The sequence below is a fragment of the Polyangium spumosum genome (assembly GCF_009649845.1).
Classification (GTDB): Bacteria; Myxococcota_A; Polyangia; order Polyangiales; family Polyangiaceae; genus Polyangium; species Polyangium spumosum.
Genome location: NZ_WJIE01000005.1, coordinates 386767 through 408536, shown reverse-complemented (window position 1 = coordinate 408536; position 21770 = coordinate 386767). Strand labels below are relative to the sequence as shown.

General features: G+C 70.0%; 20 protein-coding genes and 1 pseudogene. 16 read left to right on the top strand and 5 right to left on the bottom strand.

The genetic code is table 11. From position 1 onward, the window contains the following. Nucleotides 1-66 precede the first annotated feature (66 nt). From GF068_RS19110 to GF068_RS43650, 14 genes and pseudogenes are all read left to right on the top strand, one after another. Entirely contained in the window at nt 67-342 is a 276-nt protein-coding gene (locus GF068_RS19110) for a hypothetical protein (protein ID WP_153820842.1), read from the top strand. Nucleotides 343-437: 95 nt separating this feature from the next. Then, a complete protein-coding gene (locus GF068_RS19105) occupies nt 438-1226 on the top strand; it encodes an SAM-dependent methyltransferase (protein WP_153820841.1) in 789 nt (262 codons plus the stop codon). 664 nt (nt 1227-1890) lie between these two features. Beyond that, entirely contained in the window at nt 1891-2463 is a 573-nt protein-coding gene (locus GF068_RS19100; protein ID WP_153820840.1) for a hypothetical protein, read from the top strand. Between the two features lie 22 nt (nt 2464-2485). Next, nucleotides 2486-3079 carry a hypothetical protein gene (locus tag GF068_RS19095; protein ID WP_153820839.1) on the top strand — a complete coding sequence of 198 codons (594 nt, stop codon included), beginning with the start codon at nt 2486-2488 and terminating at the stop codon, nt 3077-3079. Beyond that, nucleotides 3076-3639, top strand: a complete 564-nt coding sequence (locus GF068_RS19090; RefSeq protein ID WP_153820838.1) for a hypothetical protein — start codon at nt 3076-3078, stop codon at nt 3637-3639. The genes GF068_RS19095 and GF068_RS19090 overlap by 4 nt, the downstream gene beginning before the upstream one ends. Nucleotides 3640-3831: 192 nt before the next feature. Beyond that, nucleotides 3832-4959: a hypothetical protein gene (locus tag GF068_RS19085; protein ID WP_153820837.1), complete on the top strand. Its 1128-nt coding sequence runs from the start codon at nt 3832-3834 to the stop codon at nt 4957-4959. 53 nt (nt 4960-5012) lie between these two features. Next, complete coding sequence (locus GF068_RS19080) at nt 5013-6233, top strand: hypothetical protein (protein WP_153820836.1); 1221 nt, start codon at nt 5013-5015, stop codon at nt 6231-6233. A gap of 59 nt (nt 6234-6292) precedes the next feature. Continuing rightward, nucleotides 6293-7042 (top strand): hypothetical protein, encoded by a 750-nt coding sequence (locus tag GF068_RS19075; protein WP_153820835.1) that lies wholly within the window; start codon nt 6293-6295, stop codon nt 7040-7042. Between the two features lie 75 nt (nt 7043-7117). Next, on the top strand, nt 7118-9838 hold the full coding sequence (locus tag GF068_RS19070; protein ID WP_153820834.1) for a serine/threonine-protein kinase: 2721 nt from the start codon (nt 7118-7120) through the stop codon (nt 9836-9838). Nucleotides 9839-9930: 92 nt separating this feature from the next. Next, nucleotides 9931-11574 carry a PP2C family protein-serine/threonine phosphatase gene (locus tag GF068_RS19065; RefSeq protein WP_153820833.1) on the top strand — a complete coding sequence of 548 codons (1644 nt, stop codon included), beginning with the start codon at nt 9931-9933 and terminating at the stop codon, nt 11572-11574. Between the two features lie 48 nt (nt 11575-11622). Further along, nucleotides 11623-12525: a hypothetical protein gene (locus GF068_RS19060; RefSeq protein WP_153820832.1), complete on the top strand. Its 903-nt coding sequence runs from the start codon at nt 11623-11625 to the stop codon at nt 12523-12525. A gap of 87 nt (nt 12526-12612) precedes the next feature. Further along, nucleotides 12613-12732 (top strand): annotated as a pseudogene (locus tag GF068_RS47385) (MopE-related protein); the annotation flags it as partial. A 198-nt stretch (nt 12733-12930) separates the two neighbouring features. After that, nucleotides 12931-15591 (top strand): MopE-related protein, encoded by a 2661-nt coding sequence (locus GF068_RS19055; RefSeq protein WP_240807037.1) that lies wholly within the window; start codon nt 12931-12933, stop codon nt 15589-15591. Then, nucleotides 15591-16613: a formylglycine-generating enzyme family protein gene (locus tag GF068_RS43650; protein WP_170319565.1), complete on the top strand. Its 1023-nt coding sequence runs from the start codon at nt 15591-15593 to the stop codon at nt 16611-16613. Before GF068_RS19055 ends, GF068_RS43650 begins: the two co-directional genes overlap by 1 nt. 137 nt (nt 16614-16750) lie before the next feature. Here GF068_RS43650 and GF068_RS19045 read toward each other — a convergent pair whose 3' ends face one another. From GF068_RS19045 to GF068_RS19025, 5 genes are all read right to left on the bottom strand, one after another. Next, nucleotides 16751-16999, bottom strand: coding sequence for a hypothetical protein (locus tag GF068_RS19045; RefSeq protein ID WP_153820829.1), 249 nt, complete (start codon nt 16997-16999; stop codon nt 16751-16753). Nucleotides 17000-17063: 64 nt separating this feature from the next. Then, nucleotides 17064-18059 (bottom strand): MopE-related protein, encoded by a 996-nt coding sequence (locus GF068_RS19040; protein WP_153820828.1) that lies wholly within the window; start codon nt 18057-18059, stop codon nt 17064-17066. A 127-nt stretch (nt 18060-18186) separates the two neighbouring features. Beyond that, on the bottom strand, nt 18187-19020 hold the full coding sequence (locus tag GF068_RS19035) for a hypothetical protein (RefSeq protein ID WP_153820827.1): 834 nt from the start codon (nt 19018-19020) through the stop codon (nt 18187-18189). After that, the gene (locus GF068_RS19030; protein ID WP_240807035.1) at nt 19017-19634 is read right to left on the bottom strand and encodes an RNA polymerase sigma factor; all 618 of its coding nucleotides are present in this window, start codon (nt 19632-19634) and stop codon (nt 19017-19019) included. The genes GF068_RS19035 and GF068_RS19030 overlap by 4 nt, the downstream gene beginning before the upstream one ends. Before the next feature lie 64 nt (nt 19635-19698). Next, nucleotides 19699-20202 carry a hypothetical protein gene (locus tag GF068_RS19025; RefSeq protein WP_153820825.1) on the bottom strand — a complete coding sequence of 168 codons (504 nt, stop codon included), beginning with the start codon at nt 20200-20202 and terminating at the stop codon, nt 19699-19701. 253 nt (nt 20203-20455) lie between these two features. On the opposite strand from GF068_RS19025, the gene GF068_RS19020 reads away from it, so the two are divergent. Next, complete coding sequence (locus GF068_RS19020; protein WP_153820824.1) at nt 20456-20824, top strand: hypothetical protein; 369 nt, start codon at nt 20456-20458, stop codon at nt 20822-20824. Next, on the top strand, nt 20821-21696 hold the full coding sequence (locus GF068_RS19015) for a hypothetical protein (protein WP_153820823.1): 876 nt from the start codon (nt 20821-20823) through the stop codon (nt 21694-21696). The genes GF068_RS19020 and GF068_RS19015 overlap by 4 nt, the downstream gene beginning before the upstream one ends. Nucleotides 21697-21770: the final 74 nt, after the last annotated feature.

Genomic DNA, 21770 nt, shown 5'->3' with positions numbered 1-21770 from the left:
AAGTGTGGCTCTGAACGGCATCCGATGGATGCTCCATGACGAGCACAGGAATCGAGGAGTGAGAACATGGAATCACGTCTGAAAGATTTTCTGACCGATGTCGCGCTGAACCACGACCAGCTCATGGTCTTTTTGACCGACCCGCAGTCGTCCATTCGTTCGGCGCAGCTCTCGTCGGAGGACGAGCGCGTGCTCCAGACCGGGAACCCGGACGCGATCTTCGCCCATATCAAGGGCTGGAAGTACGATCCGGCGGAGCGGCTCTCGAGCTGCGCGTACGGGAACACGAACCAAACGTGGCCGTTCTATTGCGATCCGGGCGATCCGGGCGAGGCCAGCTGAAGCAAGGCGGGCGGCTCGGGCCCGAGCCGCCTCTCCTCTCCCTTCCTCGAAAAGCGATGGCGTGCGCGTGAGCGAGACGCCGCGGAGAACAGTCCTTGGACAGCAAAAAAGGTTCGCTCGTCGTCGTGGGTAGCGGCATCAAGACGGTCGGCCACTTGACCCAGGAGGCGCTCGCCTGGATCAAGGGGGCCGACAAGGTCCTCTACGTGGTTACAGACCCCGTTGCCGAGGGCGTCATTCAGCGGCTCAACCCGGAGAAGGCCGAGTCGCTCGCCGTGTTCTACGAGGAGGGGAAGCTCCGCCGCGAGACGTACGAGAAGATGGTCGAGCGCATGATCGAGTGCGTGCACGCCGGCCTCCGCACGTGCGCCGTTTATTATGGCCACCCCGGCGTGTTCGCGTATCCCACGCACACGGCCATCCGGAGGCTTCGAAAGCAGGGCTACGAGGCGTTCATGTTGCCGGGGATCTCGGCGGAGGATTGCCTCTTCGCCGAGCTCGGGGTCGATCCGGGGTCACCCGGATGCCAGAGCTACGAGGCCACGACGTTCGTCACCGCCGGCTTCGTCCCCAATCCGAAGGCTGTGCTCATTCTCTGGCAGGTGGGCGTCTTCGGCCACATGGACTACAGCCGTACGCACTACGAGCTGCGCGAGATTCCCCTCTTCGTCGAGTACCTCTCCCGTTTCTATTCGCCGGACCACGAGGTGTGCGTGTACGAATCCGCCATTTTCCCCGGCTGCAAGCCGAGGGCGGACTGGGTACCCATTCGCGACCTCACCAAGGTGCAGCTCACCCCGGCGAGCACCCTCTACGTACCCGCCTCCGAGCGACCCACGCCCGACCTCGAGCTTTGCAAGCGCCTCGGGATGGCGGTCCGGTAGGGATCCGCGGCCTGATCCCTGACGAACCCACCGCGACACGAAAACAAGACCGGGTGACCTCACCCTGAAGGGCCACGCGAGCGCGAGCCGAAGCGCGCACCGAGCCCTTCGAGGGGTCGACATCCGCGTCGCCTTGCGTGCGAATTGCCCTGCCGGGTATCGGGAGACGCTCGTGCTTGCGTGCGCGGAGCCTTCGGGGGGCCGATTCGTGGGAAGACGGACCGTCGAGAGGCACCCCGGGAGGGCCTTTCGACGCTTCGTGTTGCGGCGGGGGATACCCCGGGAGGGTCGAGGACCGCTTCGGCTTGCGGGGAGTGAGGCCCTGGGAGGGTCTTCGTCGCAAGGGGATCCGCGAAAGGCCCCTCCGGGGGCCATGAATTCCACAATGCGGAGCCATTTTCGACCCCTCGAAGGGCGCCTCCGCCGCTCGACGTCGCGTGGTGCGACCCTTCAGAGGGCAGGAGGCGCGCAAGGCGAAGCGTTTGGGCACCCTCCGAGGGGCCCCGAGGCGCATTCGCTTGCGTGGGCCGACCCTCGCGGGGTAGGCGGCGACGCGCGCGGATGCGGGAAACGCCCGGGAAGACGGTTGACCGAGGCATCGGCGCACTCGTAGCCCTCTACACCTGGGGCGAGGGGTACGCACCGGGACGCGGAGGGTCGGGGCATGGGTGGCGCGCATCGCTTTCTTCGGCGGATCAGGGCGTTCCTGTTTCCGATCACCCTGGCAGCGCCACTCTTGTTCAGCGAGAGCGCCAGCGCCGAGCCGGACGTCGAGTTTTCGGGGGGGACTGGCTTCGGCGTGCTCGCTGCTGGCATCGTCTCCGGGCGGTTCGCGATCAGCCCGAGCGCGAGCCTCAGCCTTCGCGGTGAGCGCGGGTTCTTCGTGGTACGTGACACGGCATCGTTCCTCGGCGCGAACGGCGGACGGTTCGGGATCAAGAACGAGACCACCGTCGGCGGCGGTCTCGCCTGGCAGCGCGTGAACGTCAGCGCCGGGCTGTCCCTCGCGGCGTACTCGCTCCCGCTCTGCGGCCCGCGGCTCTGCGCCCAGGTGCAGGGCCTCGCCCCAGGTGCCAGCGCGCGGCTCGACGTCTTCGGCCCGTACCTCTCGGGAGGCCTCGGCGTTTCCGTGGACTGCGCGGCCACCTGGATCACGGGCGCCGCCTCTCCCGTGTGGAGCGGCGTCTCGGTCCGCTGCTCCGCGGGGCCCATCTTTCGGCTCGGATCTCACCATTGACCAAATAGAAAGGCTGCTCCCCATGCGTACGCCGTTCGGCTCGATAACTTCTCTCCTCGTGATGCTCGTGGCCGGGTGCAACACCGTTGACCCGGATGAATGCTGGGTCAACAACACGTCGGGCGGCTTCGGGGACGATGGCCCGATCCCGATCGGCGCCGGGGTCGGCGCGACGAGCTCGGGCGATTTCCCCGGGGGGGCGCCGCTCGACTACGGCGGCGGCGGAGAAGCCAACCCCTGCATGGCGGGGAGGTTCGTATACTTCAAGCCGTCGGACTTCCCGTTCGTCACCACCGTCCACCATGACGGCCCCGGCCCCGGCGGGTACCAACAGGCAAAGTGCAATCTGGAGTTCTACGACTTCCGAGAGGAGGGCGCCAAACAATGGCACTGCCCTTTCACAATCGGAATGCCGCTTCGGACCGAGCACATGGGCAAAATTTCGGCAATCCGTGCTGCAAACCTGAGCGTCGAGATCACGGAGGCGGTCGCGGCCGACCGGGAGACGAACTTTGAGCTCCCGTCGGGTATCTTCTGCGAAAAATTCATCATCAATGTGAATAAGGCGTTCAAGGAAACGTACCCGTATCTCGGCGCCTCGGCGGTGAAGAAATGACGATAACTCGCGCTGAACTGTTCGACATTGTCTACCGCTTCTACCCGCGGGGGGTGCATAACTTCTCGCGCATCCACGTGCCTCCCGGCGAGCCCGTCTACGACGACACCGAGGAGCACCGCCGCCTCGTAGAAGCATCCAATCGCGGGCGCGCGGAGTACCCGACTTGGGAGGCGATGATCGACCGCCTGGGGGATCGATACGGCCTTCAAAACGAATCGATCAACCTGTTAGCGGGGTGGCTCAGCCCAGCCTATTCGGCCCGCATTTATCGACCCAAGGACTTGGAGCCCGTTCCCTCCCTCAGTAGCAGGGCTTCGCTCAGCTTCCACGTGAGCCTGCTGGGGCCATATTATGGAATCCACGATATGGGCGGGCCGGACGAGAAACCGGCCGTGGTCGCCGCGGAGATCGAAGCCACGTACCCCGGATATCAGACGATCCCGCCGGAACTCGGTAACGAATTGGTGCCGGATGTGGCGATGGACGGGGCGTTGATGGGCGAGGCGACGATCTACATCTGCCTCTTCTCGAAAGTCTGGACCTGGGTCGAGCCGTAGTAGGGGTTGTCCTCCGTCCCGGTTGGTCCCGGGGCAGAAAGTTTGTCCCCCTTGCTTGACACCTCCGTTTGTCCCCGGTAGGGGTTGTCCCCGGAGGCCGACGCCGGGCGTGCGCTCCTGACCCGAGTAGCACGAAGACGCTCGCGTCGGCCTCCACCTTTTCCTGCCGGATTGCTGTATCCTCTCCGCGCCATGCTGCGCGCCCGAGCCATCGCCCCGCTCCTCTGCCTCTCGCTCCTCGCCTCTCCTCCCGCCTCCGCCGCGCCGAAGCACAGGATTGTGTTTCGCCTCGACTACGACGCTCCCCCTGACGCGTCGTGCCCGGATGCCGAGGAGGTTGCGCTCCAGATGGCGGCAGAATTTGGTTATCTGGTCGTCCGTCCCGGCGCCCCGGGCGTCGTGAGGGTCGACGTCCAGAAAGTCAAAAATGGCTTTCAGGCCGAGATCAGGGCGCCGAGGATGATCGAGGGCGCGGAGCCTTGGCGAGGGGTGAGCGACGTGCAGGGGACGTGCCGCGAGCTCGCGTATGACGTCGCGACCCTCGTGCTGCTTCTGCTCGGCCCTCGGGCGTGGCCCGGCGAGGCGCCGCCTGCGCACCTCGCAGCGCCCCCGGAGGAGGTGGCGACTTCGCCCGGATCGATATGCCTCCCCGCGCCGAACGCAGAGGTCGCGGCCTCACCCGCCGCGGAGGTCGTCCCGGTCCCGCCCCCGCTGGCAGTGACGAAGGCGAAGGCCGATCGCACGCTCGGTATCTACGTCGAGCGGGATATCCCCAAGCAGGAGAATCCATACGCGTACGACGATCCGGCGGCGAATGCCGAGAAGGAGCCGATGCGTGGTTTCGTCGGCGTGGGGCCCGTCGTGGTGTTTGGCGCGGCGACGTGGGCGCCTGCGGTGGGCGCGTCGATCACGGGGGGGCTGCGGCTCCATGAGCACATGTCGGTGGAGCTGGAGGGGCGGGCGGCATGGCTTGCGGGGGATGTCAAGGGGAATCCGATCTCCACGATGACGGCGGGGGGATTGCTCGGGCTGTGCGGGAACTGGCGATGGGTTTTCGGGTGCGGGCTCGGGCATTTAGGGGTGGTTACGGTGAGCGGTGACGACGGTTATTTTCGCGGTGGCTCGGAGGTGTTCTTGCGCCCTGGCTTCGGTGGACGTGCGGGCGTCGCGTTCGACCTTGGCCCCGCATGGGATCTCCGGCTGAGCGGAGATGTCCTTGGGGTTTCGCGGGGTACGCGGATCGTCGTTGGCCAGACTGTCCTCGCAGAACAACCTGCGGTCATGGTCGGCACGTCGCTCGCGCTATTGAGGAAGTTCTAGGGTTCGTCGGCGAACCCTTGACAGTGCCCCGACGAACCCCCCACCATGGATCCATGCTGAAGTTGAGGGTTCTAACGGGGCTCGCGCTCGTAGGTTTGCTCGTCGGGGGGGCCGCGACGCTCGGAGCCGGGTGTGGCGGGACGCCCGAGACGGCCGGGTACGATTGCGATCCTGACGCGCGCTTCACCGCTCCCATCTGCGAGCAGGACGCCGGCACCGACGCCCCCGCGACCGACGCAAGTGACGCCGACCCGGACGGCCCGACCGCGAACAATGGCCGCTGTCCGGTCGAAACGCATGATTGCGTCCCCCTCCCGGAAGGCGACGACGCGCTCCTCTGGCATCCCAATGAACCCCTCCTCGTCTGGTTCGGCGACAACGTCGAGGGCGAGGAGAACCAACCGAAATGCCCCGCGGACACGGCGCCCGCCGTGCAAGCGCGTATGTTTTCGGACCTCATCGCGCCCCCCGCCACCTGTGACGGCTGCAAATGCAAGCCAGCCACGGCCGATTGCGACCCCGTCCCGACCTCCATCACCATTCGCGCCGGCACGTGCGACGACCCGAGCGCCGCGACGCTCCCCTTCGACGGCCCGCCCGGCTGGGATGGGAGCTGCACCGCGGCGAACGCCTTGCCCCAGGGCGCCGAGTGTCCGCCCGGGAGCGGCGTGCCGTGCCTGCAATCGATCGAGATCGGGCCGCTGCCGCCGCCGCAAAACGAGAAATGCGAGGTGGACGTGGTGGAGGTGCCGAAGGTCGCCGGCCTCGTCACGAAATGGCAGACGGCGAGCCTCGCCTGTCGCGGGGAGGGGGACACCTCGCTCTGCGACAACGCCGGCAAGATGTGCCTCCCGAAGGCGCTGTTTCCTCATCGGATCTGCATCTGGCGCGAGGGTTTGCACAAGGACTGCCCCGAGCATTACCGCGGGGAACAAGCACGCTGGATGTACCCGGAAGAGGTGAAGGAGGGGCGCGGGTGCACCGAATGTGCATGCGGCGCGCCGAGCGGCGGGTCGTGTGTGTCGACGTTGCGGCTGTTTCAGGACGGAGCGTGCTCGGCGCAGTTCATGGAGAAGACGACGGGTTCGATCGTCGAGGATTGCGATCCTGTCGTGCCTTTCGGCCGCGCCCTCGGCAGCAAGGAGACGAGTCCGCCGATGTACATGGCCGGCACCTGCGAGGCGAGCGGCGGCGAGCCGTTCGGCGAGGCGAAGGTGGACCTGGAGAACGCGATCACGTTCTGTTGCCGGCCGTCGTACGTGTTCGATACCTGAGCCAGCCCCGGCGATCGGGGGTGGACATTGTGTAGGGAAGGCTGGTAGGTTCTCCGCCCATGGCACGTATCCTTGACTCGACAACCGTCGTCCCCCTGCCGCGCCTCGACGCGAACCAGGCCACGGTCCTCGCCCAGCAGCTCGAGGCGGCCGCGCGGGACGAGGCGGGCCATCCACGTATCCTGCCGGATACGGTGCAAGATGCCCTCGACGATGTGAAGGTGGACCGCGCCGCCTTGCAAGACACGCTCGGCTCCGAGCCGCAGACCGGCGAGGTGCGGACCGTCGACAAGATGGAGGACAATGCGGCCGCCGCGCTCATTCTCATCCTCCTCGGCTGGTCGCGGGTGCGCGGGCAGTTCGGGCTCGGGGACGTGGCCGTGGAGGTGGGGGCGCACCTCGGCGTCGAGGACGGGCTCGGCTTCATCAACATGCGACCGCGGGACGAATACGGGGTCGTCGACACGAAGCTCAAGACGATCACGCGGGAGAACCTCGAAGGGAAGCTCGACGATCTCGGCCTCGGCCCGCTGCTCGCGCACCTGCGGCAAGTTCACGAGCAATACGGCAAGGTGCTCGGCATGGTGCACACCGTGCCCGTGGAGGAGCGCGCCGCCGTGCGCACGCGGCTCGACGCGCTCACGGATTCGCTCAAGCATTACGTGACCGCCGTGCTCGGCTCGGTGAAGCGCAAGCAGCCCGCGACCAAGGAGCTCGCCGATACGCTGCTGCGGCCCCTCGTGATGTGGGAGGACGATCCGGTGAAGAAGGCGGCGAAGGAAGAGGTCCCGGCGGGCAGCGGCGCCTAGCAGCCCCCGCGATCCCTGACCAACCGCGCCTCCTCCCTGGGCGCCGGCCCGCTTACGGGCTACGATGTCCTCGTCATGCGTTTTTCGCCGGGGGAGTCGTTCGACCGTTACGTCATCGAGTCGCTCTTGGGCGAGGGCGGCATGGGTGAGGTCTATCGCGCCGAGGACACGCGCCTCCGCCGCAAGATCGCGCTCAAGGTGCTGCGCGTGGCCGGCGAGGCCGACAGCGAGACCTGGGGCCGCGCCGTCGCGCGTATGCTCCGCGAGGCGCGCGCGGTCGCGGCCCTCTCGCATCCCGGCATCGTCGCGATCTACGACGTCGGCGAGCTCGACGGCGCGCCGTTCATCGCCATGGAGCTCGTCCTCGGCCGCGCCTTGCGCGAGCTCGTCGGCGGTGACGAGCCCCTCGGCACGCGCCTGCGTATCCTCCTCGAGATCGCGCGGGCCCTCTCGGCCGCGCACCAGGCGGGCCTCGTCCATCGCGACGTCAAACCCGAGAACGTCGTCGTGCGCGACGACGGCGCGGTGAAGGTCCTCGATTTCGGCATCGCTCGCAAGCTCGCGCGCACGAGCGGCGATCTGCTCGGGCCCACGGCCGACGGGGCGCTTGTCACGATGACGGCCGAGGGCGCGCTCGTCGGCACCCCGGCGTACATGGCGCCCGAGCAGATCCGCGGCGAGGACATCGACGCGCGCGCCGATCAGTTCGCCTGGGGCGTCGTCGCTTATGAATTGCTCGCCGGCAAGCTCCCGTTTCGCACGGACAGGGGCGCCGTCAGCCTCATGGCCTCGATCCTCAGCGACGAACCTCCGCCGCTCTCGAGCGTGCCCGAGGGCGTCTGGCAGATCCTCGCCCGCGCCCTCGAGAAGGAGCCCGACGCGCGCTTCGCCTCGATGGACGAGCTCGCGCAGAACCTCCACGCCTTCGTCACGGCCGAGGACACGAAGGCCATCACGAGCCGCCGCAACGTCGCCCTCGCCGCCTCCGGCGAGACCCGCGCGTCCGCCGCCGCCTCGCTCGAGCCCCCGCGGCCCTCGCGCAGGCCGCTCGTCCTCGCGGCTTCCCTCGTGGTTTTGCTCGCGGTCGGCGGCGCTGTCGTCGGCCTTCGCGCGCCGAGCGTCGAGGGCACGCCGTCGCCCTCCGCCTTGCCCGCGCCGGCGGGCCCCGTGCCCACGGCCGTCACGGAGTTGCCCATTCCGTCCACGGAGAGCGCGGCGGCGCGGCTCGCGTATCGCGAGGGGCTCCAGGCGATCCGGGACGCCACGTGGGAGACCGCGGTCGCTGCATTCGATCGGGCGCGCCAGGCCGACCCGGGCATGGCCGAGGCGCACCTCCGGTATGCGGCGCTCGGGGCTGCTTTCGATATTCACGCGGCCCGCGAGGCGTTCCGCAAGGCGATCGGCCTCCGCGCCTCGCTCTCCGAGCGCGGCCAGGCGTTCCTCGACGCACACGAGCCGGTGATCCAGAACGATCCGCCCGACGTCGCGGCCTCCGTCCGCAAGTTCGCGGCGATCTCGGCGAAATGGCCCGGCGACGCGGAGCTCGTCTTCTGGCACGCGCGCCAGCTCCATTTCAGCCAGGGGAACGTCGACCAGGAGCAGGTCCTCGCGCTCGCGAGCCGTTGCGTCGAGCTCGACCCGCAGTATGCCGATTGCTGGCAGACGAAGCAGTATGCCTTGAGGCCCCTCGGCCGGTACGAGGAGGCGCTCGCCGCGCTCGACAAATGTGTCGAGGTCTCGGCCGGCGCCGTCGATTGCCTCCACGACAAGATCGCGATCGTCTCCATGCTCGGCAAGTGCGACGTCGCGGCGGAGACGGCGCGGCGGTGGATGGCCAAGGAGCCCTCCTCGCCCAAGCCGCACATGATGCTCGGCGGCGCTCTCTTCGGCGCGGGCGAGCCCGAGGCCGCCGTGCGCGCGGCGCTCGATCAGGCGGAGCGACGGTTCCGGTCGATCGGCGACCTCTGGCACGCCGACGACCTCGCCGCCCGCCGCGCGATGACGTTTGGCGAGTTCACGACCGGGGCCCGCATCGCCGACGCGATGGCATCCATGACACCTCCGGTCCCGCACGAAGAGCTCTTCGTGTATCACCTGCGGACGTTCGCGCGCCTCGAGCTCGGCGATCTCGAGGGAGCGGCGGCGATCGCGGACGAGTACCTCGTGAAGAGCTCCCTGCGAGCGGGGGTCGTCATGGTCGACCACATGCCGGATCCCACGATATTCATGCATTCGCTCAGGCTCCGCGCCGGCAAGGAGTCGCGCGCGGAGTACGAGGCGGCGCGGTCTTCGTGGCTCGCGAAGCAAGATGTCTCCTCGGACGCGAAGCGCCGGATGGCCTGGGATGCGGCGTACGGCTGGCCGGCCCATTCGCCCGAGCTCGCGCGGGAGGCCCTCGCCGAGGAGGGAGAGCTCATGCGGCTGCCCGCGGGCGAGGTCGACAGCGGCGAGGCTGGAAGGACGGGGGCGCTCGGGTACGTGCGCCTCCTCGTGGGCAGGGAGGCCGAGGCGGTCCCGTATCTCGAGAAGGCCACGCAGTTCTGCCCCATGCTCGGGAGCACGCTCCTGTACATGCATCTCCAGGCGCGCCTCGGGATGGCGCGCGAGGCGAGCGGCGACAAACCCGGCGCTTGCAGCGCTTATCGCGCCGTCCTCTCCCGCTGGAGCAACCCGAAGGAATCGGTCACCACGCGGGAGGTCGAGAAGCGAGCGAAGGGCCTCGGCTGCGACGTCCCCGCCGAGGGAGGGCTCGCGGGGCCTCGTACGCCGAGGCTTTCGAATCCGAACGCCGGATGACGTTCACGAGGCGCGCGCGGGACACGGTAGGCGCGCGCCGGCTTGCCACGTAAGATGCGTGCTCCTTCGAGCTGCCCCGAGAGTCCCCGCTCATGACCTTCACCCGAAGAGCCCCCGACGAGCCGAAAGCTCCGGACCCCGAGCGCATCAGCCGTGACGCCGCGCGGCTCCAGCTCGAGCTCGCGCGGGCCGCCAGCCTCTTGCGCGAGCGGACGAGCGAGACCTCGCTCGAGCTGACGAGCGACATCGACGCCCTGATCACCTCGCTCTCCGCCTTTCGTACGGCCCTCGACGCCCAGCCACGCGAGCATGAGCAGGAGGGGGCCCTCTCGCGGGAGGCCCAGGTCGCGCTTTTCGAGGTCGGCAAGGCCATCACCTCCTCGCTCGACCTCGAGACCGTGCTGAACCAGGTCATGGACTCCGTGATCGAGTTGACGAAGGCCGAGCGCGGCTACCTCGTCCTCGTCGACGCGCACGGCAATCACGACGTCCAGGTCGCGCGGAACCTCGATCAGGACACCATCCGGAGCATGGAGTTCGCGTATTCGAGCTCCGTGATCGACGAGGTCCTGAAGAGCGAGCGCAGCGTCCTCACGAGCAATGCGCAGACCGACGAGCGATTCGCGCTCCAGCGCAGCGTGGCCATGTTCCGCCTGACGAGCATCATGGCCGCTCCGCTGCGCATCCGGGGCCAGGTGATCGGCGTCCTCTACGTGGACAACCGCGCCTTCACCGGCCAGTTCTCCCAGAACAAGCTCGCTCTCCTGGAGGCCTTCGCGGGGCAGGCGGCGATCGCGATCCACAACGCCAAGCTGTTCGGGCAGACCGACGTGGCGCTGAAGCAACGCGTCGCCGAGCTCGAGAGCCTCTACCGCGAGCTCGCCGTGGCCCGCGAGCGCGCCGAGCGGGGCCTGCTCGCCGTCGAGCGGGAAATGCAGATTGGCCGCGTCCTGCAATCCGAGTTCCTCCCCCGCGAGTTGCCCTCCTTGCCCGGCTGGCAGATCGCCGCGCGGTTCTTGCCGGCGCGCCAGCTCTCGGGCGATTTCTACGACGTGTTTCGGCTCTCCTCCGGCGAGGTCGCCGTCGCGATCGCCGACGTCTGCGACAAGGGCGTCGGCGCCGCGCTCTTCATGTCGCTCGTCCGCGGCCTCTTGCGCGCCTTCGCGCTCCGGGCCTCCGATCGGCAGGGGGCCCTCGCCGCGATCGGCCAGACGAACGATTACCTCGCCGAGAACCACGGCCGCACGGCCATGTTCACGACCCTCTTTTTCGGGATCCTCGATACGGAGACCGGCGAGCTCTCGTACGTCAATTGCGGGCACGACGCGCCCATCGTCCTCGGCGCGACGGGCGTGGAGCGGCGCCTCGAATCCACGGGCACGGCCCTCGGCGCCATGAGGGACGTCGATTTCGAGACGGGCCGGCTCGTCCTTCTGCCCGGTGATTCCCTCGTGGCCTTCACGGACGGCGTCAGCGACGCGCTCGACGCGGCCGAGAACCCCTTCACCGAGGAGCGGTTCGTCTCCATCGTGCGCGGCGAGGCGCCCTCCGTCACCGCCCTGCTCGGCGACGTCGTGGCCGCGCTGCGCGACCACATCGGCGCCGCGCCGCAATACGACGACATCACCCTGCTCGCGCTCCGCCGCAACCCTCCGCGCCGCGATTTCCCCACCGGCCAGTACCGCGTGATCGAGACGCTCGCCCCGGGCCCTGGAAAACGTGGCCGGCGCTCTTGAGCTTCGCCGGGCGTTGAAAAACGCGGGCGGCCCGGCTAGCCTGCGGGCGTGCTCTGGATTGGTGGACGACGCCTCTACGGCAAGATCGAGCAGGTAGGTAGCACCTACATCGCGACCACGTTCGCCTTCCTCCAGTTCTTGCCGATCTACCCCGTGCAGTCGCACATCGTGCTCTCCGAGGGCACGGCGGACACGCACCGGGTCGTGAACGTCGAGATGCACTGGAAGAGCGTCGCCGCGGGGTATCTGCGCGCCTACGGGGTCGCCGCGACGCTCTGCGTGTTCATCCCGGGGCTGGTCATGGCTGGCACCTCGAAGGTCCCGACGGCGTACGTCGGCGCGGGGCTCGTCCTGCTCTTCGCGGGCCTGACCACGGCGGCCTTCGCGAGGATCGGCCGCCTGAGCCGCGAGGAGAAGGCGCAGCGGCTCGTCTACGCCCGGTTCCTGAAGCACCCCGTCGACCCTTCGGTGCTCGACGAGGACACGCGGGGCCGCATCGCCCAGGAGCTCCGGGCGTTCCTGGAGGAGCGCGCGGCGTCGGCGATGATCGGCTCGGATTACCGCAAGGGCGGGCCCGTGAAGGCGGGGTATCGTGTGCTCGCGCTCGAGCCGTCGATGCGTGATCGGGAGTATCTCGAGGCGGCGTTCACGCTCGCGTGTATCGACGCCTCGCTCTCCGTGGGCCCGATGAAGACCGACGCCGAGCGTGTCCACGGCGCCCTCTGGAACAAGCTGCTCGCCGAGCACCCGGACATCCTCGACGTCGTGCGTGACGCCGAGGTGGTGCAGCGCTCGTGGGTGAGCCGGGTGCTCGGCTACGTGCCGCTCGTGGCGGCCCTCGGCGTGGTCTCGGTGATGCTCCTGCGCAACCACCACGTCGTCCCCGCGAAGGCGAGCTCGATCGAGACGAAGACCGAATACGGGTTCGTGCCGGAAGAGCTCCTGCGCTGAACGACTCGCGCGCATGCGCCTTGTGGCGCCGGCGCCTCCTCGGCGTCGTCCTCGTCGTCCTCCTCGTCCGCCGGCGGCGCGGGGGGCATGGGCGGCGCGTCCTCGTCGAGCGCGTCTTCGTCGTCGGGCGGCGCGGGGGGCGTCCTGTGTACGGCGGACGAGCTCTGCAATGGCATCGACGATGATTGTGACGGCGCCGTCGACGAAGGTGGATCGCTCTGCCCGGGGCCCGGCGAGGTCTGCGCGGCGGGCGCTTGCAAGGCCGATTGTGCGGCTCCCGAGGCAAACCCTTGCGCGCCGGGCACCGGGCGTCGGGCCCGTCGGCGTCGCCTCCATCGAGCGTTTCCCGCTCCCGCAGACGTATTGAAAGTTGACAGCCCCCGAGGTTTGTCTTCCAATACGCACATGAGACGATTCGCGCGTGCTTCCTTGCTGTCTCTCGGCCTCGCGGTTTCGTTCGTGGGGGCGTCTGGTTGCGGCGAGCCCTCGACCGGCACCGCGGGCGGGGCCGGCGGCGGCACGGCGGGGCAGGGCGGCGTCGCGGGGCAGGGCGGCGGCGGCGCGGGGGGTATGGGCGGCGGCGGCGGCGCGGGCGGGCAAGGTGGCGGCGCGTCCTGCACGGACGGCGAGACGCGCGCCTGTTATGACGGCGAGCCGGCCACCGCCGACGAGGGAGAATGCAAGCAGGGCACGCAGACGTGCATGGGCGGCGCCTTTGGCGCGTGCGAGGGGCAGGTCCTGCCGGTCGCCGAGGTGTGCGACGGCCGGGACGAGGATTGTAATGGCCAGGTCGACGACGGCATCGCGGACGTCACCTGCGGGCTCGGCCAGTGTCAGGTGACCGTCCCGGGCTGCGAGGGCGCCGAGGTCCCCACGTGCACGCCGCTCCCGCCCGCGACCGCCGAGGCCTGCGACGGCGCCGACGACGATTGTGACGGCATGATCGACGAGGGCTGCTCGTGCGCCGATGGACAGACGCAGCCCTGTTATTCGGGCGGCGCGGGCACGCAGGGCGTCGGCGCTTGCAAGCCCGGCGCGCAGACGTGCGCGGGCGGCGCGTGGGGCGCCTGCGAGGGCGAGGTCGTCCCGGGGACCGAGGCCTGCAATGGCGCCGACGACGATTGTGACGGACAGACGGACGAGGCGCTCGGGCTGCTCGAGTGTGGCGCCGGCGCTTGTTTCGCCAGCGTCGCGGCTTGTATCAACGGCGTCCCGCAGACGTGCACGCCGGGCAACCCCAAGGCCGAGACGTGCAACGGCGTCGACGACGATTGCAACCTGCTCATCGACGACGGGCTCGGCGTGCTCACCTGCGGCCTCGGCGCCTGCCAGGTGACCGTGCCCGCTTGCTCGGGCGGGCAGGCGCAGACGTGTGTGCCCGGCGTCGGCTCGAACGAGGTCTGCGACGGCCAGGACAACGATTGCGACGGCAACGTGGACGAGGGCAACCCCGGCGGCGGAGGCGCTTGCCAGACGGGGCTAGCGGGCGCCTGCGCGCAGGGGACCCAGGCCTGCAGCGGCGGCGTGCTCCAGTGCATGGCCACCGTCCAGCCCGTGGCCGAGTCCTGCAATGGCAAGGACGACGATTGCGACGGGCAGACCGACGAGCAAAACCCGGGCGGCGGCATCACCTGCAACACCGGCCAGCTCGGCGTCTGCGCCCAGGGCTCGACGGCCTGCCAGGGCGGCGGCATCGTCTGCAATCCGAACAACCAGCCCTCCGTCGAGACCTGCGACGGGTTCGACAACAACTGCAACGGCGCCGTCGACGAGCAGAACCCGGGCGGCGGTACGCCTTGCCAGACCGGCAAACCGGGCATCTGCGCGGCCGGCACCACGGCCTGCCAGAATGGCCAGCTCGCGTGCGTCCAGACGAACCAGCCGAGCCTGGAGGTCTGCGACGGGCTCGACAACAACTGCAATGGCTCGGCCGACGAGGGCAACCCGGGCAGCGGCGGCGTGTGCTCGACGGGCCTGCCGGGCGCCTGCGGGGCCGGCATATACCAGTGCCAGGGCGGCGGGCTCGTCTGCGTCTCGACCACGATGCCCACCACCGAGATCTGTGACAACAAGGACAACGACTGCGACGGGATGGTCGACGAGAACAACCCGGGCGGCGGGATGGCCTGCTCGACGGGCCAGCAGGGCGTCTGCGGGGCCGGGATGACGACGTGCGCCGGCGGGCTCGTCGTCTGCACGCCGACGACCTTGCCCTCGGCCGAGGTCTGCGACGGGCTCGACAACGACTGCGACGGCGTGGTCGACGAGGGCACGGCGTCCGGCGCTTGCACCACGGGCCAGCCGGGCGTCTGCGGCGCGGGCACGCTCGTGTGCCAGAGCGGCTCCACGGTGTGCGTCCCGACGAACAGCCCCTCGGCCGAGGTCTGCGACGGGCTCGACAACGATTGCGACGGGACGACCGACGAGGGCAACCCCGGCGGCGGCATGGTCTGCGGGCCGACCCTGCCCGCGCCCTGCACGAACAACACCACACAATGCGTGAACGGCGCGCTCGTCTGCGGCGTGACCAGCGTCTTCGAGGAGACGTTCGCGACCGCGACCGCGGCAAACGGCTGGAATGGCTGGACGCTCGGCACGGAATGGCAGATCGGCGCGGCCACGGCGTCGAGCGGGCACGACGACGGTTACCCCGACCCGTCCCTCGATCACACGCCGACGTCGGACAACAAGCTCGCCGGCGTGGTCATCGGCGGCAACGCGAGCATCGCCGCCACGCACCCGATGTATTACCTCACGAGCCCCGTCATCAACACCTCCGGCGCGGGCTCCATCGTCCTCGATTTCTGGCGCTTCTTGAACAGCGACTACGCGCCCTACATGACGAACGCCATCGAGGTGTACAACGGCTCGAGCTGGGTCGTCGTCTGGCAGAGCGACACGACGTCCATCGAGGACAGCGCCTGGCAAAACATCCTGCACGATCTCACCGCGTACAAGAACACGAACCTGCGGGTGCGCTTCGGGTTCGCGATCGGCCAGACCTCATTTCTGTATTCGATGTCGTCCTGGAACGTGGACGACGTCGTGATCCGCCGCTGCCAGTGATGACCAAATTCCTCCGTGAGGCTCCGATCCTCGGGGCCATCCTCCTCGCGACCGCATGCACGAGCCCGGGCCCCGATCCCTCCGTGGGGCCCTCCGCGAAGCCGCCCGCGCCCTTGCAAGTCGTCCCGAATCCGCCGTCGATCGCCGCGCCGCCGCCGCTCGAACCCAAAAAACCTCCGCCGCGCCCCTCCGCAGAGCCGCCCGTGCAAGCGCCCCCGGAGACGAGCGAACTCGGGCTGCCGACGCGTATCGACGGCATGATCCTCGTGCCCGCGGGCCCCTTCGTCATGGGCGCCGACGAGGGCGGCGAGCCCGACGAATGGCCGTCGCACACCGTGACGCTGCCGGCGTATTACCTCGACGAGCTCGAGGTGACGAACGGGGAATACGCGCGCTGCGTCGAGGCGAAGACATGCCCGCCGCCCGAGCCGAAGAACGCGGACAAAAACGGCGTCGGCCCCGACAAACGTTTTCGTGGACCGAAGCAACCCGTGAGCAGCGTCTCCTGGGACAGCGCGCGCGCTTATTGCGGGTTCGTGGGCAAGCGCCTCCCGCGCGAGGCCGAGCTCGAAAAGGCCGCGCGAGGCGCCGAGGGCCGCCGCTACCCCTGGGGCGACGCGCCCCCGAGCCCCGAGCGCGCCGTCTTCGCCTCGAGCGTGACGGCGGACGTCGGGACACACCCCGACGGGCGCGGCCCTTATGGGCACCACGACCTCGCCGGCAACGTCTGGGAGTGGGCCGAGGACGTCTACGATCCCTTCGCCTACAGGCGCCCCTTCGCCTCCGAGGGCCGCGGCGGCACGTGCGAGGACGCGCGAAAGGCCCACGCCGAGCTCCGGCGAAAGCACCAGGAGGGTTTTACCGGGTCGAACGCGATCCCCACCGAATGCGAGCGGGTCCTGCGCGGCGGCGGGTTCAATTACCACGCGAAGGGGCTCCGCGCGACGAACCGCGTGCACCACCCGGCGCGTTACCGGATGGTGATGAGCGGGTTCCGGTGCGCGCGGGACGCGGAGGGCTGACCGGCTCGTCCGGACACACGCGGCAGGGGAGGGGGCCGCCCGGTCGCCGCGTCCCCGTCGTGTATCGACACGGCGAGCCGTGCGAAAACTGCCTGCGGGGCGGGCGACCGGCGCGGCCCTTGGTCAGCGGGCCGCGATCACGACGCCTGGGCGGCGCCGATACATTTCGCGAGCAACGTGCGGAGCTCCGTCACGTTTTGTTTGTTCTGGTCGTGGATCTGCTGGAAGCAGCGCTCGGCGTCCTTGTCCCCCGCCTGGCGCGCGTCCTGGATGTATTGCTCGAGCGCCGAGTTGCCCTGAAGCAGCTCGTGCATCTCCGCGACGATGTCGTATTCGAGGTTCGAGGCCCCGGTCTTCTGCTGCTGCGTCTGCTGTTGTGTCGCCATGCGCACTCCTTTCGAGGGCGGACGTAGCAGCACACGTGCCAGGGCGGCCGTCGGGCTCAGCGTGTCACTGGCAGAGGCCGTTCACGCAGAGCGTGCCCGCCGGGCAATCGGCGTTGCTCGCGCATTGCAGGATCGGGCTGCAGACGCCGTTCGGCGTGCAGATCTGGCCGACCGCGCAGTCGGCGTTGCTCATGCAGGCCTGCGGGCCGCAGGAGCCCATCACGCAGGCGCCGCCGTTCGGGCAGAGGATCGCGCCGGGCGTGGGCTCGTCGACCTGGCCGTCGCAATCGTCGTCGACGCCGTTGCAGACCTCGGGCTTCGGGACGCAGCCGTTCGAGGGGGAGCAGGTCGCGGTCGCGGGATTACAGAGGTGACCGGCGGGGCAATCGGCGTCCGTCATGCAGGCGCCGAACGGGACGCAGGCGCCGTTCGTGCAGACCTCGCCGGCCGGGCAGTCGGCGTTGGCCATACACGCGACGACCCCGCCGCATTGCCCCATCACGCAGGCGCCGCCGTTCGGGCAGAGGGTCGCGCCGGGCTCGACCTCGTCGACCTGGCCGTCGCAATCGTTGTCGATGCCGTCGCACGTCTCGGGGAGGGCGCTGCACATGGGCTCCGGCACGCACATGCCGGACGGGTCGCAGACCATACCCGCGGGACAATCGCAGACGAGCTGACATACGCCGGACGCGTCGCAGTACCTGTTCGGCGGACACTCCGCCATCGGCCCGCATTGCATAGGCGGCTGCCCCCCGCACATGCCATTCATGCAGATGCTCCCGTCGGGGCAGACCACGGGGCCGTTCGGCGTCGCGTCGATCACGCCGTCGAGGTCGTCGTCGAGGCCGTTGCAGACCTCGGGCTTCGGGTCGTCGTTGGTGTTCGGCGTGGTGCAGGCCCCATTCACGCAGGCCTGGCCGTCGGCGCAATCGGCGTCGGAGGCGCATTGGCCGTTGCCGCCGATGATCACGGGCTCGATGCACCCGGCGAAGGGCGCGATCGCGAAGAGGGCGCCGAGCGGCAGGAGGGCCTTGAGGAAGGAAGCGCGGAAGTTCTTCATGGGTCGTCGTCTCTCTCGTCAATGGATGGGCGCGCGCGTCCGTTCGTCCGGGAACAGGACGGCTGCGCCCGCGTCCGGGTCTTCGTCTGGTTCGTGGCCGGCGTCCGGCCTTTCCGTGTCGAAATCGTCAGGGGCTCGGAGGGCAGGCCCTCCGCACGCGATCGGCGAGCGGAGAGGCCGGGCTCTCGGCGAGGAACTTCGTGGCCTCCGCGCGCGCCTCCGCGGTCCGGCCGAGCTTGCAGAGCGCGAGCACGCGCGCCGCGGCCCGCTCCTCGCGCAGTGATTGCCCCTCCGCGCCCGCCTTCGCCTCGTCGAGCAGACGTAATGCCTGCGCGGGATCGCCGTTTTGCATGGCGCCGTGCGCCTCGCGCAGGCGCCGGGTCTCGGCGAGCAGCGTGTCCGCGGGCGCGGGCTCGGGCGGCGCCTCGTTCGTCGCCTGCGTAGTCACCGTCGGCGCCGGGCGCGTCGCCTGCGCATTCAACGTCGGCGCCGGGCGCGGCGCGGGCGCCGGCTCGGGCGGCGGTTCGCTCGTCGGGGCCACCTCGGGCTCCTCCGCGAGGGCGGGCGCCTCGGCCGGGATGGTTTTTCCGGGCGCGGCGGGCGCTTCGATGCGTGGCGCCGCGGGCGGCGTCTCCACGTGGGTCGCGACGGGCCGCAGCAGCGCGCCTGCGGAGGCGGCGCCGACCACGATCAGCGCGAGCATTCCTTTCCAGGCCACGCCGCCGAGCGTCACGGCCGCGCCGGCCTTGGCGGCGGACGCGAGCTTCGTCGTCGTCGAGGCGGCCTCGCCGAGTGACGTCGTCGCCTCGGCGGCCCGCTCGCCCAGCGTGATCGTGGCTCCGCTTGCGACGAGGGCGGCCGAGAGGGCGCGGCGCAGGCGTGCTCGATCGGCCGGCGAGGGGTCGTCACCGTCGCGCCCTGCATCGAGGATGGCCCGAGCTTCGGGACCGAGCTCGTTCATCGGAGCCTCCAGGTATCGCGGGCCCGCTCCCGGGCGACCGCCTGATCGAAATCGCGCCGCGCGGCCCGCAGGCGCGCGTACATCGTGTTCACGTTCTCCCCGAGCGCGTCGGCGATCTCGGGCGCGGTCATGCCCTCGAGCTCGGCGAGCACGAGCACGGTGCGTTTGTCGAACTCGAGCTCGTCGAGCAGCTTGTGCAGGAGGCGCGCGCCTTCGAGCCGGACCGTGTGCTCGTGGGGCCCCTCGGCGCGCTCGTCGACGACCGTGTCGACGTCGACGGCCTCGGCTTTGCCGCAAGCGTGTGGGCTCTTGCGCCGGAGGGCGCGCCGGTGGTCGCTCGCGACGCGGGTGACGATGGAGCAGATCCAGGTCTTCAACGAGGAGCGGCCCTCGAACTGGCCGAGGCGGCGGTACACGACGAGGAAGACCTCCTGGACGGCGTCGTCGACGAGGGCGTCGGGCACGCCGAGGCGGCGGACGTTGCGGAAGACGAGGTCGAAGTGCTCCTCGTAGACGGCCTCGAAGGGCGGCACGACGGCCTGCGGCTCGCCGCCGCCTGGGCGCGCCGTGGCCTTCGGCTCGGGGCCGAGCGGCGAGGAGAGGGCGGCGGGCAAGGATGCGGAAGGGGGCAAGCGTGTCCTTGGTGGCCGGCGCCGGGCGGACCCGTGAACAAAAATCTCAGAACCGCACCTCGAGGCCAAGCTCGGCCCGGCCGACGACGGGGGAGGCGCGATGGACGGCGCCGAGGCCCGAGACGACGAGGTCCGGGTGCACGACGGGGGCGCCGGCGCCGAGGCCAACGACGAGGGAGAAGGGCCGCACGAACGTCCAGCCGAAGCGCGCGCCCGCGGTGAAGGCGAGCCAGGGCGCGGCGCCTTGGCCCGGGGAGGAGACGCCTGCGCTCCTGCTCTGGAGGCGGCCGGCCTCGAAGGAGACGCAGGGGCCGAGCTCGAAGGGGGGTCGCTGGAAGAAGGCGGCGCAGGCGCCGACGTGGGCGAGCAGGAGGTCGATGTCGCCGCGGGCCGCGTCGAGGGTGGGGAAGGGGAAGGAGCGGGTCGGGAGGTAAGCGACGCCGGCTTCGAGGCGGTAGCGGCCGACGAAGAGGGAGACGGCGGCGCCGAAGCCGAGGGTGGGCGAGGGGAAGGTGCCCACGTCGGCGAGGGCGCGGGCGACGAGGGCCATGGGCGGAGGTGAAGGCGGTTGTGCGGGAACCAACGGAGGGACCTTCGAAGGTGGAGTCGGTCGAGGTTCGGGTCGTGGGGGGGACCTTCGAAGGTGCGACGTGCTCCGGTCCGGGTCGTGGGGGGGAGGGGCGGGAGTGGAAGCGGTTGCGGTTCCGGTCGTGGGGGGGAGGGGCGGAGGTGGAAGCGGTTGAGGTTTCGAAGGTGGGGGGGACGGCGGCGGGGGCTCGGCGATCACGGCTGGCTCGATCATCATGGCGATGATCAGGGCGGCGGCCTCGCCGAGGGCGGCGCAGGAGGAGGCCTCGACCTCCCGGGCGCGAGGTCCCTCGTCGCTCGGCGTCGTGAGCCGCACGCGATACCGCCCGGCGTCGTCGCGCGTCACCTCGGCGGAGACGTCGAGCGGCTCGGCCTGCGAGCCGCGCCCGCCGAGCAGCCGATCCACCTCGGCAGAGACGACCTCGGCCGTGGGACAACCTTCCGGGGCGGACCAGCGCAGGCGGAGGTTGCTCGTGGCGTGTGCGTCCGCCGTGAAGGCGAGCGACACGAGGGCGGCGAGGATCGAGGGGAGGGCCCAGGCCCGGGGCATGGGGAGCACTTGTGGCATCATGCCCCGCGAATGACCCGCCCGAAACAGAGCAGCGCCCGCGCCGCGCGCCCTTCCCCCTCGGGCCTGCCTTCGCGTGAGGCCTTGCTCCGCGATCTCGGCCGCGGGCCCGACGAGCGCCCCGTCTTCTCCTTGCCCTCGCCGCTCCTGCCCTGGGTCGGCATCTTCGTCGGCCTCGGCCTCCTCGGCCTCGCGCCAGGGCTCACGCGCAAGGGGCCCTGGGCCTCCTTGCTCTGGGCCGCGCTCGTCCTCGCGTCGCTCGTCGTCGTGCTCTTCCCGCGCAAGCTCGTCGTCGGAAAGGATGGGCTCCTCCTCGTCTGGATCCGCGCGCGCTTCATCGCTTATCGCGACATCGCCTACGTCGAGACCACCGACGGGTTTTATTTTCGCAACCCCGGCATCAACGTCGCCCTCCGCTCGGGTAGCGCCCTCGCCTTCGCCACCAGCGTCTTCAAGGAGCGCTGGGCCGAGCGGGACGCCCTCCTCAGCTTCCTCCGCGTCACCATCGAAGAGGCGAGCCTGAGCCGCCCCGCGCGCGCCCCGGAGGCCCTCGGCCGCGGCGGCAGGCCCTTCGACGCCTGGGCCCGCGCCCTGCGCGCGATCGGCGCCGGCGCCCACGAGGGCATGCGCACGCAGCCAGTCCCCGCCGACGAGCTGCTCCGCGTCGCCGAGAGCCCGAGCGCGCCGATCGTCGATCGCACCGCCGCGTTCGTCGCCCTCGCCGCCTCGGGAGACGGTGAGCATTTGCGCCGCCTGCGGATCGCCGTCGACCTCACCGTCGCGCCCGACACGAAGGCCGCCTTGCGTGAGGCGCTCGCGGTCGAGGGCGACGAGGCCCGGATCGCCGCGCTGCTCGAGCACGCCGAGGCCCGGATACCACGCGCCTGATCCAGCCTCCTTTTGGCGTCGGAATCCGGGCCGAACCCTCCCCACATCCCCCGCCCTTCCTTAGGATGCCCCGC